Source organism: Sphingomonas sp. PR090111-T3T-6A (assembly GCF_000383095.1).
Classification (GTDB): domain Bacteria; phylum Pseudomonadota; class Alphaproteobacteria; order Sphingomonadales; family Sphingomonadaceae; genus Solisphingomonas.
Window position 1 is genome coordinate 394117 of sequence record NZ_AORL01000010.1, and the last position, 13925, is coordinate 408041.

Here is a 13925-nt window from a genome sequence, read left to right on the forward strand (position 1 = left end):
CTCAGCCCGCGCGCACCATCTCGATCAGGCGCATCCGCGCCGCCTCGAGCTGCTCCACCCGATCGTTGAAGATCGCGTCGCCGCTCAGGAAGCTCTCGCCCGTCGCCGCCTTCTGGAGCGCGCGGGCGGCGGCGGCCACCTTCGGCCCGTCGAACGAGGAGATGGCCGTCTTCAGGAGCTTCTTGACGCCGCCCGGCGCCTGCACCGAGTCGATCACCTTCGGTTCATCGCGATAGCGGCGGGCGAAGTCGTCGAGCAACTCGCTGTCGGTCATCTGCGCGCCGCCGGCATGGGCGACCGTCCGCCCGCTCGCCTGCGTGAGCCGGGTGATGCGGTCGTAGCGGAAGGATTCGAGATGCGCCGTCGGCGGCAGCGCCACCGGCTTGTAGGGCAGGCCGAGCGACGAGGCCCAGTCGCGCCACTTGAAGATGCTGACCTCGGGCGAGATCATCACCGGCACCCACGGGATGCGCAGCGTATCCGCCACGATCGCGCCGTGCATTGCCTCGGTGACGACCAGCTTGGCGTGGCCGTAGCAGGCGAGGATGCGCTCGGTGGACCATTGCGGATCGACGAAGGCCATGCCCGCCTGCTTCGCCGCCTGTTTCCAGCGGCTGTTCACCAATGTGCGGTGGTGCGGCATGAACAGGATGGTGTCGCGCTTCGCCGCCCATGGCACCGCATCCGGGATGCGGGCGAGCAGCGCGGCGCTGTCGGTGACGGCGGCCTGCGGCTGGCGGACCAGCGCCGCGGTGAGCGGGCCGCGTACGGCGAGATAATTCCAGTCCTCATGCCCCTCGGGGAGCGCGCCATAAGCGGCGCCCGAACCCATCACGAACACGCGCTTGCCCCTGGTGTCGACGTCGCGGAAGCGCGCCTGGTCGAGCAGGCTGCCGATGCCGACCATCACCGTGTCGGGGGCGGAGCGCACATCCTCGGGCAGCAGCCGCGGCCACATGAGTTCGTTGAGGTCGTCGCCGAAATTGCCGACGGCATCCTTGTAGTAGACGATTTGCACGAGCGATCCTGTGTTCGGGCTGGGGATGGCGAAGCCCTGCCGTCGCCCGATGGACGCCGACATCGCGCGGACTGCACCGCAGCATATCGGGCCATGCAAGGCGGCGGCTGGCCGCAAGCGGCGTGTCGTGCCCGAAACGCGCTTGCTTCCTTTGCTTCTCCACGACGCGCGGTAACGGCCGGCCGGCCCTCCGGTTCCCTCGGCTGTCGCGATGCAGCAATAAGCGACGAACCGAGATGGTTCGCGGACGAACCGTTGGGCGATGCTCTCGAACGCTTCACCGGATGCGCATAGCCATGGGGGCATGAGGCGGCTTTCTGGCCTTCAGTATGTTCGCGGCATCGCCGCCTGTGGCGTTCTGGCGTATCACGCGGCGGATCGTGCCGGCGTGTGGCTGGGTCTCGGCGAAGCGGGCGTGGACCTGTTCTTCGTGCTGAGCGGCTTCCTGATGTGGGCCATCACCAATGAGGCGAGCCGGCCGGGCACCTTCCTGCTCGATCGGCTGAAGCGCATCCTGCCGGGCTATTGGGCCGCGACGAGCGTGATGCTGGCGGGCGCGCTGATCGGGCTGTTCCCGGCGGTGCGGCTCAGCATCGGGCATGTGCTTGCCTCCTATGCTTTCCTGCCATGGATTTCGCCCAGCAACGGGCAGGTCTGGCCGCTGCTCGTGCCGGGCTGGACGCTCAATTACGAGATGGCCTTCTACGCCCTGTTCGCGCTCGTGCTGTTCGTGCCGCGCGGGCGGCAGCTCGGGCTGCTGACGCTGGTGCTGGGGGGGCTGGCGCTGGCGGGTGGCGTGCTGCGGCCCGAAAGCACCGCGATGCGCTTCTACACCGATCCGCATATCCTCGAATTTCTCGGCGGATTGTGGCTGGGGTGGCTGTGGGAGAAGGGTGGGCCGTCGCCGGCGACGGCGCCGCTGCTGGCGCTCGCGGCGGTGCTGGGCTTCGCCGTGTCGCAGATGCTGCCGATAGGCTGGCCCAAGCCGGCGCTGTTCGGGGTGCCCGCGCTGCTGACCGTTGCGGCCGTGCTCGGCTGGGAGCGGCGGCCCGGCGGCATCGGCGGGTGGCCCCTGCTCGAAGGGCTGGGGGATGCCAGCTACTCGATCTATCTCTGGCATACGCTGGCCTTATCGGTTTCCGCGCGGGTGGCGCATATGCTGGGGTTGTCCGTCCTGCCGGCGATCGCGCTGCATGTCGTGGCCGGTCTGGCCGCGGGGCTGGCGGGATACGGGCTGGTCGAGCGGCCGATGATCCGGCACTTCGCCGCGCGCCGCCGCCGCTTCCGGAAAGTGGTCGCCGGCGCTGCCTGACCGCCCGCGAGGTTGCTTTTTCGGGCTGGATCGTATAACGGCGATCAATTGAATCGGAGTTATGATGTGACGCACATCACCACGGGCGTCGAATATGCCCTGCACTGCCTGCTGTTTCTGGTGGATACCGACGAGGAGCAGCCGCTGGCCAGCGCGCGCGATCTGGCGGAGTTGCAGGGTGTTCCGGCCGATTTCGTGGCCAAGCTGTTCACCAAGCTCCAGAAGGCCGGCATCGTCGCCGCGACCGAGGGCGTGCGCGGCGGCTTCCGGCTCGCCCGCGCGCCGGAGCGGATCAGCGTCCTCGATATCGTCGAGGCGATCGATGGGCAGAAGCCGCTGTTCGAATGCCGCAACATCCGCAGCCAGTGCGCGCTGTTTGAGGGCGAAGCGCCGGGCTGGGCGACGCGGGGCGTCTGCTCGATCCATGCCGTGATGCTGGAGGCGGAGGCGCGCATCCGGGATGTGATGGCCTCCCACACGCTGGCGAGCCTCGCCACGCAGGTCGCGTCCAAGACGCCGCCCGAATATCTTAGGAAGACGCTGGGCTGGCTGGCGGATCGCGCGCCGGCCCGCACCGTCCGCGCGCCTCGATAAGCGGCGAAGGCCGGCGCCCCGTTTCGCGGAGCGCCGGCCTCGCCTGTCGCCTCAGGCGACCACCGCCCGGCGCGGATCGGCGGCCGCGATGATTTCGGCCCGATCGGCGCGCGGCGGGTAAATCCACTCCGAGTTGATCTGGTGCTTGAGCGCCTTGGCGTCGGCGCCCGCCATCTTCACGACGCGATCCCAGCCTTCCGAATAGACCGCGCCCCAGGGGCCGAGGTCCAGACAGGTGACGTAGAAGGGCTGGCTGTAGGGGATGGGCTCCAGCCCCAGCAGGTCCGCCGCGACATTGTGGCCGGACGAGCGGCCGAGGCCCATCGCGTGCTGACACGACATGGAGGCATGGTTGCCCTCATCGTCGGTGGCGGCGAAGGCGGTGTCGCCGGTCGCATAGACGCCGTCCACGCCCGGCACGCGCAGGTTGCGGTCGACATGCAGGCGGCCGAAGCGATCGCGTTCGGCTGGGATTTGCTCGGTGAGCGCGCTGGCGCGCATCCCGGCCGTCCAGATCACCGTCTTCGAGTCGATCCGCTCGCCGTTCGCCAGCGTGACGCCGTCGGCATCGATCGCGGCGACCCCGGAACCGAGGCGCATCTCCACGCCCAGCTCGGACAGCGCCTGCTCGATAACGGGGCGAGGGCCAGGCCCGAGATCGGGGCCGATCGCTTCGGCCTGCTCGACCACCACGACGCGGGTCTGCGCCTTCGCGCCCAGCACCTCGCGCAGGCGGGCAGGCATCTCGGCCGCCGTCTCGATGCCGGTGAAGCCGCCCCCGGCGATGACGACGGTGTTGCGGGCAGCGCTCTTGGGCTGTGCGCCCAGCGCCTTCACATGCGTCTCCAGCGCGGCCGCCTCGTCGAGCTGGTCGACGCTGAACGCATGGTCGGCGAGACCCGGAATGCGCGGGCGGAACAGCTTGCTGCCGGTGGCGAGCACGAGCCGGTCATAGCCGAGCGTCGCGGCCTCGCCATGGGCGTCGATATAGTCGATCGCCTTGTCGCCGGTGCGGATGCGCTCGACCGTGCCCTGCACGAAACGCACGCCCGCCGCATCGAACACCTCGCCGAGCGGCGCCTTCATCGTGCCGGCCTCGGCCTCGTAGAGGCGGGGGCGGACATGCAGTTCCGGCTGCGGCGCGATCAGCGCGATCTCGATCGAGCCATCGGCGCGACCATTCTCTTCCAGCACACGCGCGGCGCCGAGCGCCGTCCACAATCCGGCGAATCCGGCGCCGACGATCAGGATACGTTGAGCCATGACACCATTCCTTCCTCGGGAGTCAAAAACTACGATCCGATACGTCGTAGTTATACTGCGACTACATGAGTCGTAGTTTTAAAGCAAGAGAGGACGAAAGCGGCTCGCCGCCGGGCGCTTCCCTTGGACGGCGCGAGCCGGTAGGCGCTGCGGAGGGCAGGGAGAGTTGCATGATCGCGAATCCGTTCATCGTCGGCATCGGCGGGACGACCAATCCGGGGTCGTCGACCGAGCGCGCCCTGACGGTGGCGCTGGACGCCGCGCGGGAAGCGGGCGCGCAGGTGCGCCAGTTCGGCGGGCCGAGCCTTGCTTCGCTGCCGCATTACGCGCCGGGCGCGGTGGAGCGCAGCGACGTGGCGCGCGAACTGGTTGCCGCGGTGCGTGCGGCCGATGGCGTGATCATCGCCAGCCCCGGCTATCACGGTTCGATCTCGGGCCTCGTGAAGAACGCGATCGATTATCTGGAGGAGACGGCGCGGGATCAGCGCGTCTATCTGGACGGAATGCCGGTGGGGCTGATCGTCACCGCCTATGGCTGGCAGGCGACGGGATCGACGCTGAGCACGCTGCGCTCGATCGTTCATGCGCTGCGCGGATGGCCGACCCCGCTGGGCGCGGCGATCAAGACGACGCCGAGCCTGTTCGTCGACGGCACCTGCACCGATCAGGCGGCGATCAACCAGCTTCGTCTGGTGGGCAATCAGGTGGTGGAGTTCGCCCGGCTGCGCCTGCGCACGCCCTCCGTCACCGCGACGGGCTCGGGCGAGGCCGAGGAGAGGGACGCGAACCCGTGCCAGTGACGGCGCGCCCGTCCGTTCTGCTCGTCTGTCTCGGCAATATCTGCCGCTCGCCGCTGGCCGAGGCGGCGCTGCGGGCGGAGGCGGCGCGGGCGGGGATCGATCTGGAGATCGACTCGGCGGGCACGGGCGGCTGGCACGCGGGTAACGCGCCCGATCGGCGGGCGCAGGCGGTGGCGTTGCGCCACGGCATCGACATTTCCGGCTATCGCGCGCGGCAGGTGATGGCCGCGGATTTCACCCGCTTCACCCATATCGTCGCGCTGGACGAGGATAATCTGGCCGATCTCCGGCGTCTCGCCCCCGCCGGCACGACCGCGACGATCGGCCTGCTGCTCGATCATGTCCCCGGTCGCGAGGGGCAGGGCGTGCGCGATCCCTATTATGGCGATGCCGACGGGTTCGACGCGACATGGGCGGATGTCAGCGCCGGCGCGCGCGGGCTCGTGCGGGCGATCGCCGCCGGGGCCTGAGGCCTCAGCACGTCAGCGACTTTCCCGAAAAGCGCTGGATCAGCCAGTTTGCCGCCGGGCCGGGAGGCGTGTCCCGGCGCCAGATGCCGTCGAAGCGATAGGTGACGCCGGTGTGATCCGGCATGTCGAGTTTCACCAGCGTGCCGGCGATCAGGTCCGCCTCGATCAGGGGCACGGGCATATGGCCCCAGCCGATCCCCTCGCGCAGCAGCGCGTGCTTGGCGCCGAGATCCGCCAGCCGCCAGGTCCGGTCGCTCACCACCGAGAAGTCGCGCCCGGCGGTGAGGGGGGAGCGGTCGGTCAGCACGAGCTGGATATGCTCGCGGCCCGCGCCGGGACGCAGCTTGCCGCGCGCCAGCGGATGGTCCGGCGCGGCCACCGGCACCAGTGGCACCGAGCCCAGCGAGACGCGCTCGATTCCTTCCACTTCGGCCGCCAGCGGACCGCTGACCCCGATCATGGCGCGCCCATCCAGCACATGCGCCGCCACCGCGCCCAGCGCCTCGACATGCAGGCGCAGCGCCACGGTGGGGAACTCGCGGCTGAAGGCGTTGAGCGTCGCGCCCAGCCAGGCGCTGGGCAGCATGACGTCGACGGCCACGCTCACCTCGGGCTCCAGCCCCTGGAGCAGGCCCTTCACCTTGGCGCGCAAGCCGTCCATGCCTTCCGCGATGGCATGGGCCTCGGCCAGCACCGACTGGCCGGCCGGCGTCAGCGTCGGGCGGCGGGTGCCCTCGCGGTCGAACAGGGTGAGGCCGAGCTGCGCCTCCAGATTGGCGATGCCGTAGCTGATGACCGACGTGGCGCGGTTCAGCTGGCGTCCGGCGGCGGCGAAGCTGCCGGTCTCGATGACGGTGAGGAAGATGCGGAGCTGGTCGTAAGTGGGCGTGCCGGGGTTCAGCATTTCGATTTCCCTGAACGTTCTGGCCGAGATTATCTCAGTCCCGCTACAAGGGAAACGGGCCTACTCGGTTTCCAACAGATTGGAGACAGGCCATGATGATGATCGATATCAAGAGCCAGCCCTACCTCTCCACCGAGGAATGGCAGGCGGTCACCGTCGCGCTGCGCGATGCCGAGCGCTTCACCTGCGCCGCCCCGCGCAACGCCAAGGAAGGCAAGCTGGCCCGCCTGTTCCGCCTGCTGACCGGCATCGAGAAGCCGACCCCGCTCGCCGACGAGCGCCTCGACACGATCCGCCGCTTCGTGTGCGCCAGCCGCCGCAATGTGCAGCGTGCCCGCGAGATCGGTGCCGAGCTGATCGCCCATGGCTACAGCAACGCCCAGATCGAAGCGCTGCGTCTCGTCGCCGCCTGAACGCGGCGACGCCCGCCTCCCCACGATGGGAGAAGCGGGCGCCTTGAAGGCCTGTCGAACCGGCGTCAGGAAAGCCGGCCGAGGCGGTGATAGAGATTGCTGAACTTCACCGACTGCGGCGTATCCTGAATCTCATGCAGATAATGCGCGACCGCCTGGCGGAGCAGCCCGAAATCCTCCGTCGAGAAGACCGCGCGGGCGCGGGCGGGCTCCGGAGTACCGGGCTGCGGGGTGTTCATCTGGGTAGCCATGGTCCGTCTCCTTTCCTCTGATGCTCATTCCGCGGCGATCGCGATGGGCGCCGCACCCTTCCTGAACTGATCGGCCTCGGTCGACTCCGCGAGCGCGGTGGTCGAGGCGTCGGGTGCCACAGCCTGCGCCACGAGGTCGAAATAGCCCGTGCCGACTTCGCGCTGGTGGCGCGTCGCGGTGTAGCCCTCGGCCTCGCTGGCGAACTCGGCCTGCTGAAGCTCCGAATAGGCGGCCATGCCGCGTGTCCGGTAGCCACGCGCCAGCTCGAACATGCCGTGGTTGAGCTGGTGGAAGCCCGCCAGCGTCACGAACTGGAACTTGTAGCCCATCGCGCCCAGCTCGCGCTGGAATTTGGCGATGGTGTCCTTGTCCAGCTTCGCCTCCCAGTTGAAGGAGGGCGAGCAGTTGTAGGCCATCATCTTGCCCGGATGCGCTTTCTGCACCGCCTCGGCGAACCGCTTGGCGTCCTCCAGGTTCGGGTGGCTGGTTTCCCACCACAGGAGATCGGCGTGCTCGGCGAAGGCGATGCCGCGCTTGATGCAATGGTCGACGCCGGTGCCGTCCTTCAGGCGGAAGAAGCCCTCGGGGGTACGCTCGCCGGTCAGCCATTCATGGTCGCGCTCGTCCACGTCCGAGGTGATGAGTCTGGCGCTCTCCGCATCGGTGCGGGCGACGAGGACGGTCGGCACCCCGCAGACGTCCGCCGCCAGACGCGCCGCCTGAAGATTGCGGATATGCGCCTGCGTCGGGATCAGCACCTTACCGCCGAGGTGGCCGCACTTCTTCTCAGAAGCGAGCTGGTCCTCGAAGTGAACGCCCGCGGCGCCCGCCTCGATATAGGCCTTCATGATCTCGAAGCAGTTGAGCGGCCCGCCGAAGCCCGCCTCGGCATCGGCGACGATCGGGGCGAACCAGTCGCGCTTGGCGCCGCCTTCCGAATGCTCGATCTGGTCGGCGCGCTGGAGCGTGCGGTTGATCTTGCGGCACAGCTCCGGCCCGGCGTTCGCCGGATAGAGCGACTGATCCGGATACATCGCGCCCGCCGTGTTGGCGTCCGCGGCGACCTGCCAGCCCGACAGGTAGATCGCCTTGAGCCCGGCGCGGACCATCTGCATGGCCTGATTGCCGGAGAGCGCGCCGAGCGCGTTGATATAGGGCTCGTCCTTCAGAAGCTCCCACAGCTTCAGCGCGCCCTTGCGGGCCAGCGTGTGCTCGATCGCCACCGAGCCGCGCAGCCGCTCGACCTCGGCCGGCGCATAGGCGCGGCTGATGCCGTCGAACCGGCCGGCGGGGGCGGGAACAAGGGTCGCGAAATCGGTCACGGGTAAATCCTCCTGCGTTGTTGAGGAGGGAGATGGGCCATCTCCGCGGCCCGCGGTAGGACGATGAGTGACGGCAGGTCAGAACATGACTTGTTCAAACTGTCATAGTGTGACAGTTTCTCAGCCATGACAGGAGCCGCTGATCGCAAGCTCTATCTCGGCCCGCGCCTCAGGGTGCTGCGCCGCGAACTGGGGCTGAACCAGACGCGCATGGCCGAGGAGCTGGGCGTCTCGCCCTCCTACCTCAATCATCTGGAGCGCAACCAGCGGCCGCTGACCGCGCAGATGCTGCTGCGCCTCGCCAGCACCTACGACATCGACATGCGCGATTTCGTCGCGGGCGCGAACGAGGCGGCGGCGAGCGACCTGCACGAGATTTTCGCTGACGGCCTCGTCCGCGACATCGGCATCCCGCGTCACGAGGTAATGGAGGTCGCGGAGAATTACCCCAGCGTCGCGGAGGCCGTGACGCGCCTCTACCGCGCGCTGACCGATCTGCGGCGGATGCCCGAGCGGATGGAGCAGTTGGGCTCCGCGCCGTCGCCGATGGCCTCGCCGCTCGACTGGCTGCGCGAGTATCTCGACGGCAGGCATAACCATTTCAGCGAGCTGGACGGTCTTGCCGAGGCGTTGTCGCAGGAACTGGGGCAGGGGCCGGAGGCGCTCCATGCGGCGATGCTCAAACGGCTCGACGAGCGGCATGGCGTGTCGGTGCGCGTGGTGCCCGACGATGTGCTGGCCGGGACGCTGCGCCATTACGACTTCCACCGCCGCCGGCTGATGCTGGCCGAGCGTTTGCCAGCCGCGAGCCGGTTGTTCGGCATCGCTTATCAACTGGCGCTGCTGGCCTTGGACGGGGCGATCGCAGAGGCAGTGCAGCGCGCCACTCCGCCGGATCAGGAGGCCGCCGCGCTCGCGCGCGTGGCCTTCGCCAATTATGCGGCGGCGGCGATCCTCATGCCCTACACCCGCTTCGCCGAGGCGGCGCGGGCGAGCCGGCATGACCTCGATCTGTTGGCGGCGCGGTTCGGCACGTCCTTCGAGCAGGTGGCGCACCGGCTGACGACGCTCGGCCGGCAGGGCGCGCGGGGCGTGCCTTTCTTCCTGCTCAAGCTCGATGCGGCGGGGAATGTGTCCAAGCGCTATGCCGGCGAGGCGATGCCGATCGCGCGCTTCGGGGGTGGTTGCCCGCGCTGGGGCGTGCAGCGGGCGTTTCGGCTCCCTGGCGAGATAATCGCCGCGCTCGTCGAGGCGCCGGACGAGATGCGTTACGTCAGCTTCGCGCGCGCTCTGCCGAGAACGGCGGCGCCGGGGCTCGTGACGATCGTGCTGGGCTGCGAGGCGAAGCACGCCGACCAGATCGGCTATGCCGATACGCTGAGCACAACGCCGATCCCGATCGGCCCCGCCTGCCACCTCTGCGAGCGGCCGGACTGTCCGGAGCGCGCCCTCCCGCCGGTCACGCGGGCGATGGACCTCCACCAGTATCAGCGGCCCGCATCGCCCTATCCCTTCCGCGCGACCTAGACCTGCGCGCCCAGCCGCGTCGCCTTGCGGTAGCAGAGCACGAGCATCGCCACGAACAGCAGCGTGCCGCCGACCATCGCGGTGGTCTCGAACCCGTCGCCCACCACCGCGAGCGGCTTGGGCAGGCGAGTGATCGAGATCGGGATGGCGTGCGCCACGCCGAACAGGCTCTCGCCGACGATCAGGCCGGACGCCATCAGCACACCGATGCGCTGGGCGGCGGGCGAGGGATTCTTCTTCTCCCACCAATGGCCGATGAACGCGCCGATGATGACCGGCAGCGTCGCCGACATGGGCAGATAGATGCCGATGCCGACGCCCAGCGGCGGCAGGCGGAGCTTGCCCATCCGCCCCAGCATCCCGTCGAGCGCGATCAGGGCGAGGCCGATCACCGCGCCGATGCCGATCAGGCTCCAGTCGAGATCATGCGCCAGCACGCCGCGCGCGAGCGCGCTGATGAGCAGCGCCTGCGGGGCGGGGAGCGGGCTCGGATGCGCCGCCGTCGGGTTGCCGAAGCCATAGGCGTCGCCGAGCAGGTTGAGCACCGGCGGGATCGTCACCGCGCCGGCGATCACGCCGACCACCAGCGCGACCTGCTGCTTCCAGGGTGTCGCGCCGACGAGCTGGCCGGTCTTGAGATCCTGGAGATTGTCGTTCGAGATGGTCGCGGCGGAGAAGATGATCGAGGTCGCGAACAAGGCGAAGGCCACCATCTGCGGTGCTGCGGCCCTGGGCACGAAGGGCGCGACCCCGATCGCCAGCAGCAAAGCCGCCCCGACGATGGCGAGGATGCCGACGCCCGACAACGGGCTGTTCGACGCGCCGATCAGGCCCGCCATATATCCGCACACCGAGGCGACGATGATGCCGGCGAGATAGACGTACAGCGTCCCCCCGATCGCCAATGGCCATGCGAAGGGGGCGAGCGGACCGCTCCCGGCAAAATGATAGAGCAGGCCCAGCGTCGGGATCAGCAGCGCGCCGGTGATCGCGCCGACGATCGGCACGGGCATGTCGCGTTCCTCGACCGGCAGGATCGCGCCGCTGTTCCCCTTGCGCGCGCGGGACGAGGCGGCGGCTTCGCGGAGACCGCGCACGATCGGCGCGACCAGCCGGCCGAGCGTCCACAGCGCCGCCACGCCGATCACGCCTGCGCCGATGAAGCGTACTTCGCCGCTCCACACCGAGAGCGCCGCGTCGGCGGCGGCGCCCGGCGTCGCGTGCAGCCATGTCAGGAAAGGCGTCGCCACGCCGAAGCCGATGCCGAGCCCGAGCAGCATCGCCGCGCCCACCGACAGGCCGACCAGATGCCCCACGCCCATCAGCGCGAAGGACAGGCCGAAATCCACGCCCGTCGCCGCCGGGCCGACCCGGAACCAGGCGAAGGCCTCCTCCGCTGTCAGCCGCATCGCGGTGAGCAGCGCGAACAGCGCCGACACGCCGCTGCCGTAGAGGATGGCGACGAGACCTGCCTTGCTCTCCTCGACGCCGCCTTCATCCGTGCCGTCGCCGACCTTGAGCACCTCGGCGGCCGCGCAGCCCTCGGGGAAGGGCAGGTCCGATCCCGTCACCAGCGCGCGGCGCAGCGGTATCGAGAACATCACGCCGAGTAGGCCGCCCGTCGCGCAGATCAGGAAGCTCTGCCAGAAGGGGAAATCCGCCCACCAGCCGACCATCACGAGGCCGGGCAGCACGAAGATGATCGAGCCCAGCGTGCCGGCCGCCGAGGCGACCGTCTGGACGATGTTGTTCTGGAGGATGCCCGACTGGCGCAGCGCCTTCAGCACCGCCATCGAGATCACGGCGGCCGGGATCGATGTCGCGAAGGTGAGGCCGACGCGCAGGCCGAGGAAGACGTTGGCGGCGGTGAAGATCAGCGTCAGCAGCACGCCCAGCACCAGCGCGCCGATCGTCAGTTCCTTATCCGTACCCGCCCGCGTCATGCCTGCTCCTGTGGACCGTTCGGCGGCCCTTGTCGGCGAGCACGGGCGCGGCGGCAACGCTTTTCGTGGACGGAACGGTCAGGAGGGCTGGTGGCTGAGCTTGCCCAGCGCGCGCCAGCGGCGCTCCTCGCTGATCGCGGGGGGCTCGCCGCGATCCTCGGCCGAGGGGCGGGCGTCGCGGATCAGCGCGGTGGGGCGCAGCTCCTCGGGGATCAGGAACAGCCGCCGCCGCAGCGTCAGCGCGCCGAGCGAGGCGCGGGACGTCCACGCCACCAGCAGCGGCGCAGCCAGCAGGCCCGCGAAGATCGGCGCCATCCAGATCGCGGACTGCACGCCCAGCACCGCCGCCACCGCCATCACCCCGCCGACCGCGAGGTGCCAGCGATTGTGCCGCGCCGCATCCGACAGCGAGATGCCGTCGGAGACGCGGTTCTGCGCTTCCCAGCCGCTCTTGCGGCCGCGCAGGATGTCGATGACGGCGAGCGTCTGCGTCATCATCATCATCGGCGCGACAAGGACGGAGAGCGGGATGTCGAGCGCCACGCTCTTCACCAGCGCCTTGCCGCCGCCGAAGCCGCCGCGCCGCTGGGGCTCCTGCAACATCCACCACACCGCCATCAGCTTCGGCCCGAACAGCAGCACGAGCGTCAGCGCGAGCAGCCAGCCGGACGGTGCGATGATCTGGATCTCGCCCTCCGAATGGGCCGCCACGATGGCGCTCACGCCGAGCAGCATCAGCCACAGCGGCGAGGTGAGATAGGCGGACGCGCCCATCAGCAACTGGAGGCGGCTGACCCAGTGCAGCCCGGCGGTGTCCAGCACGCGCAGATGCTGGAGATTGCCCTGGCACCAGCGGCGGTCGCGCTGGGCGTGCTCGACGAAGGTGGGCGGATATTCCTCGTAGGTGCCGTCCTGCATCGCGACCATGTGGCACGCCCAGCCGCGCCGGCGCAGCAGCGCCGCCTCGTACATGTCGTGGCTCATGATGTGGCCGCCGAACGGCTCCGGCCCCGGCAGCTTGGGCAAGCCGCAGGCTTCGGCGAAAGCGGTGACGCGGATGATCGCGTTATGCCCCCAGAAGCTCGCCTCCGCGCCCGACCACCAGAGCAGCCCCGCCGAGAAGACCGGCCCGTAGAGCCTTGCTGCGAACTGCTGCCAGCGCGCGAACAGCGTGTCGCCGCCGATCACCATCGGGATCGTCTGGAGCAGGCCGACGCGCGGGTGACGGTCCATGGCGGCGGCGAGGCGCATCACGGCCGCGCCGCTCATCAGGCTGTCCGCGTCGAGGATCAGCATATAGTCATAGCCGCCGCCATGACGGTGCACCCAGTCGGCGATGTTGCCGGGCTTGCGCCCCTCGTTGACGAGGCGGCGGCGATACCAGATCGGCAGCGGGCTGATCGCGCGCAGGCGGCGCACGGCGCGATGCTCGGCGACTTCGCGTTCCGGCCGGCTGTCGCTCAGCACGAAGATCTCGAACAGGTCCGTGCCGCCGGCCGCCGCGATCGAGCGCGTCATGGCGCGTAGCCGTGCGAAGACGGGCTCCACCTCCTCGTTGTGGATCGGGAGCAGGATCGCGGTGCGTCCGGTGGGCCGCGCGGAGGGGGCCGCCGCCGGCGTCGGCACCGAGCGGCCCGACATCAGCAGCAGGAAGCCCGCGAAGGCGTTGAGGAAGCCGAAGGCGATCCAGCCGAACAGCGCGAAGAACAGCAGCATCAGCACCACGTCGGTGCCGGAGATGCCGTCGCTCGACAGGCTGCGCGTGATCTCGCCCGCGCCGAACGTGCCGATCACCAGCGTGCCGAGCACGAGCAGCAGCCGCCGCTCCAGCATCCCGTGCGGCGAGGTGCGCGGCGGGGCGACCGGATCGGGCGCGGTGTCGAGCGACTGGATCGGCATCGCGATCGGCGTCTCGAGGGGCATGTCGGGCGCGGCGTGGCTCGGCCCCCAGGGGCGGCCGGCGGCGGGGCCGGCCGATCCGCTTCGGTTGTCGTTCAAGCGTCCATCCTCGTCATGCAAGGAACGGCCGGCGCCCGCAGCCATCCGTCGGTCCCGGCCGCTGTGCCGCAACGATGCCGCCCAGACAACCCGGCCGCGTCAGGGCGGT

At 69.6% G+C, this 13925-nt stretch carries 13 protein-coding genes; 6 read left to right on the plus strand and 7 right to left on the minus strand.

The features are described 5' to 3' along the window. Position 1 precedes the first annotated feature (1 nt). Entirely contained in the window at positions 2-1081 is a 1080-nt protein-coding gene (locus ST3T6A_RS0104650) for a polysaccharide pyruvyl transferase family protein (protein ID WP_019831734.1), read from the minus strand. Between the two features lie 241 nt (positions 1082-1322). On the opposite strand from ST3T6A_RS0104650, the gene ST3T6A_RS0104655 reads away from it, so the two are divergent. After that, positions 1323-2330, plus strand: a complete 1008-nt coding sequence (locus ST3T6A_RS0104655) for an acyltransferase family protein (RefSeq protein ID WP_026359425.1) — start codon at positions 1323-1325, stop codon at positions 2328-2330. Between the two features lie 66 nt (positions 2331-2396). Then, positions 2397-2924: an RrF2 family transcriptional regulator gene (locus tag ST3T6A_RS0104660; protein WP_037537616.1), complete on the plus strand. Its 528-nt coding sequence runs from the start codon at positions 2397-2399 to the stop codon at positions 2922-2924. Between the two features lie 51 nt (positions 2925-2975). On the opposite strand, the gene ST3T6A_RS0104665 is transcribed toward ST3T6A_RS0104660, so the two are convergent. Further along, the gene (locus ST3T6A_RS0104665; RefSeq protein WP_019831737.1) at positions 2976-4187 is read right to left on the minus strand and encodes an NAD(P)/FAD-dependent oxidoreductase; all 1212 of its coding nucleotides are present in this window, start codon (positions 4185-4187) and stop codon (positions 2976-2978) included. 170 nt (positions 4188-4357) lie between these two features. Between ST3T6A_RS0104665 and ST3T6A_RS19290 the strand changes: the two genes are divergently transcribed. Together ST3T6A_RS19290 and ST3T6A_RS0104675 are read left to right on the plus strand one after the other, a co-directional pair. Beyond that, on the plus strand, positions 4358-4987 hold the full coding sequence (locus ST3T6A_RS19290; protein ID WP_019831738.1) for an NADPH-dependent FMN reductase: 630 nt from the start codon (positions 4358-4360) through the stop codon (positions 4985-4987). After that, complete coding sequence (locus tag ST3T6A_RS0104675; RefSeq protein ID WP_019831739.1) at positions 4984-5457, plus strand: low molecular weight protein-tyrosine-phosphatase; 474 nt, start codon at positions 4984-4986, stop codon at positions 5455-5457. Before ST3T6A_RS19290 ends, ST3T6A_RS0104675 begins: the two co-directional genes overlap by 4 nt. A gap of 4 nt (positions 5458-5461) precedes the next feature. Here ST3T6A_RS0104675 and ST3T6A_RS0104680 read toward each other — a convergent pair whose 3' ends face one another. Next, positions 5462-6361 (minus strand): LysR family transcriptional regulator, encoded by a 900-nt coding sequence (locus tag ST3T6A_RS0104680; protein WP_019831740.1) that lies wholly within the window; start codon positions 6359-6361, stop codon positions 5462-5464. Between the two features lie 92 nt (positions 6362-6453). Between ST3T6A_RS0104680 and ST3T6A_RS0104685 the strand changes: the two genes are divergently transcribed. After that, entirely contained in the window at positions 6454-6774 is a 321-nt protein-coding gene (locus ST3T6A_RS0104685; RefSeq protein WP_019831741.1) for a hypothetical protein, read from the plus strand. A gap of 65 nt (positions 6775-6839) precedes the next feature. Here the strand turns inward: ST3T6A_RS0104685 and ST3T6A_RS21390 are convergent, their stop codons facing one another. Together ST3T6A_RS21390 and aceA are read right to left on the minus strand one after the other, a co-directional pair. Continuing rightward, positions 6840-7025 carry a hypothetical protein gene (locus ST3T6A_RS21390; protein WP_019831742.1) on the minus strand — a complete coding sequence of 62 codons (186 nt, stop codon included), beginning with the start codon at positions 7023-7025 and terminating at the stop codon, positions 6840-6842. A 24-nt stretch (positions 7026-7049) separates the two neighbouring features. Next, complete coding sequence (gene aceA, locus ST3T6A_RS0104695; RefSeq protein WP_019831743.1) at positions 7050-8348, minus strand: isocitrate lyase; 1299 nt, start codon at positions 8346-8348, stop codon at positions 7050-7052. 126 nt (positions 8349-8474) lie between these two features. On the opposite strand from aceA, the gene ST3T6A_RS0104700 reads away from it, so the two are divergent. After that, complete coding sequence (locus ST3T6A_RS0104700) at positions 8475-9875, plus strand: helix-turn-helix domain-containing protein (RefSeq protein WP_019831744.1); 1401 nt, start codon at positions 8475-8477, stop codon at positions 9873-9875. Here ST3T6A_RS0104700 and ST3T6A_RS0104705 read toward each other — a convergent pair. Both ST3T6A_RS0104705 and mdoH read right to left on the minus strand, forming a co-directional pair. Next, positions 9872-11818, minus strand: coding sequence for an OPT family oligopeptide transporter (locus ST3T6A_RS0104705; protein ID WP_019831745.1), 1947 nt, complete (start codon positions 11816-11818; stop codon positions 9872-9874). The genes ST3T6A_RS0104700 and ST3T6A_RS0104705 overlap by 4 nt on opposite strands. Positions 11819-11896: 78 nt before the next feature. After that, on the minus strand, positions 11897-13816 hold the full coding sequence (mdoH, locus tag ST3T6A_RS0104710) for a glucans biosynthesis glucosyltransferase MdoH (RefSeq protein WP_019831746.1): 1920 nt from the start codon (positions 13814-13816) through the stop codon (positions 11897-11899). Positions 13817-13925: the final 109 nt, after the last annotated feature.

Coding starts and splice junctions, on each gene's coding strand:
- ST3T6A_RS0104650 (WP_019831734.1), bottom strand. CDS start 1,081: ATGTCGGCGTCCATCGGGCGACGGCAGGGCTTCGCCATCCCCAGCCCG.
- ST3T6A_RS0104655 (WP_026359425.1), top strand. CDS start 1,323: ATGAGGCGGCTTTCTGGCCTTCAGTATGTTCGCGGCATCGCCGCCTGT.
- ST3T6A_RS0104665 (WP_019831737.1), bottom strand. CDS start 4,187: ATGGCTCAACGTATCCTGATCGTCGGCGCCGGATTCGCCGGATTGTGG.
- ST3T6A_RS19290 (WP_019831738.1), top strand. CDS start 4,358: ATGATCGCGAATCCGTTCATCGTCGGCATCGGCGGGACGACCAATCCG.
- ST3T6A_RS0104680 (WP_019831740.1), bottom strand. CDS start 6,361: ATGCTGAACCCCGGCACGCCCACTTACGACCAGCTCCGCATCTTCCTC.
- ST3T6A_RS0104685 (WP_019831741.1), top strand. CDS start 6,454: ATGATGATGATCGATATCAAGAGCCAGCCCTACCTCTCCACCGAGGAA.
- ST3T6A_RS21390 (WP_019831742.1), bottom strand. CDS start 7,025: ATGGCTACCCAGATGAACACCCCGCAGCCCGGTACTCCGGAGCCCGCC.
- ST3T6A_RS0104700 (WP_019831744.1), top strand. CDS start 8,475: ATGACAGGAGCCGCTGATCGCAAGCTCTATCTCGGCCCGCGCCTCAGG.
- ST3T6A_RS0104705 (WP_019831745.1), bottom strand. CDS start 11,818: ATGACGCGGGCGGGTACGGATAAGGAACTGACGATCGGCGCGCTGGTG.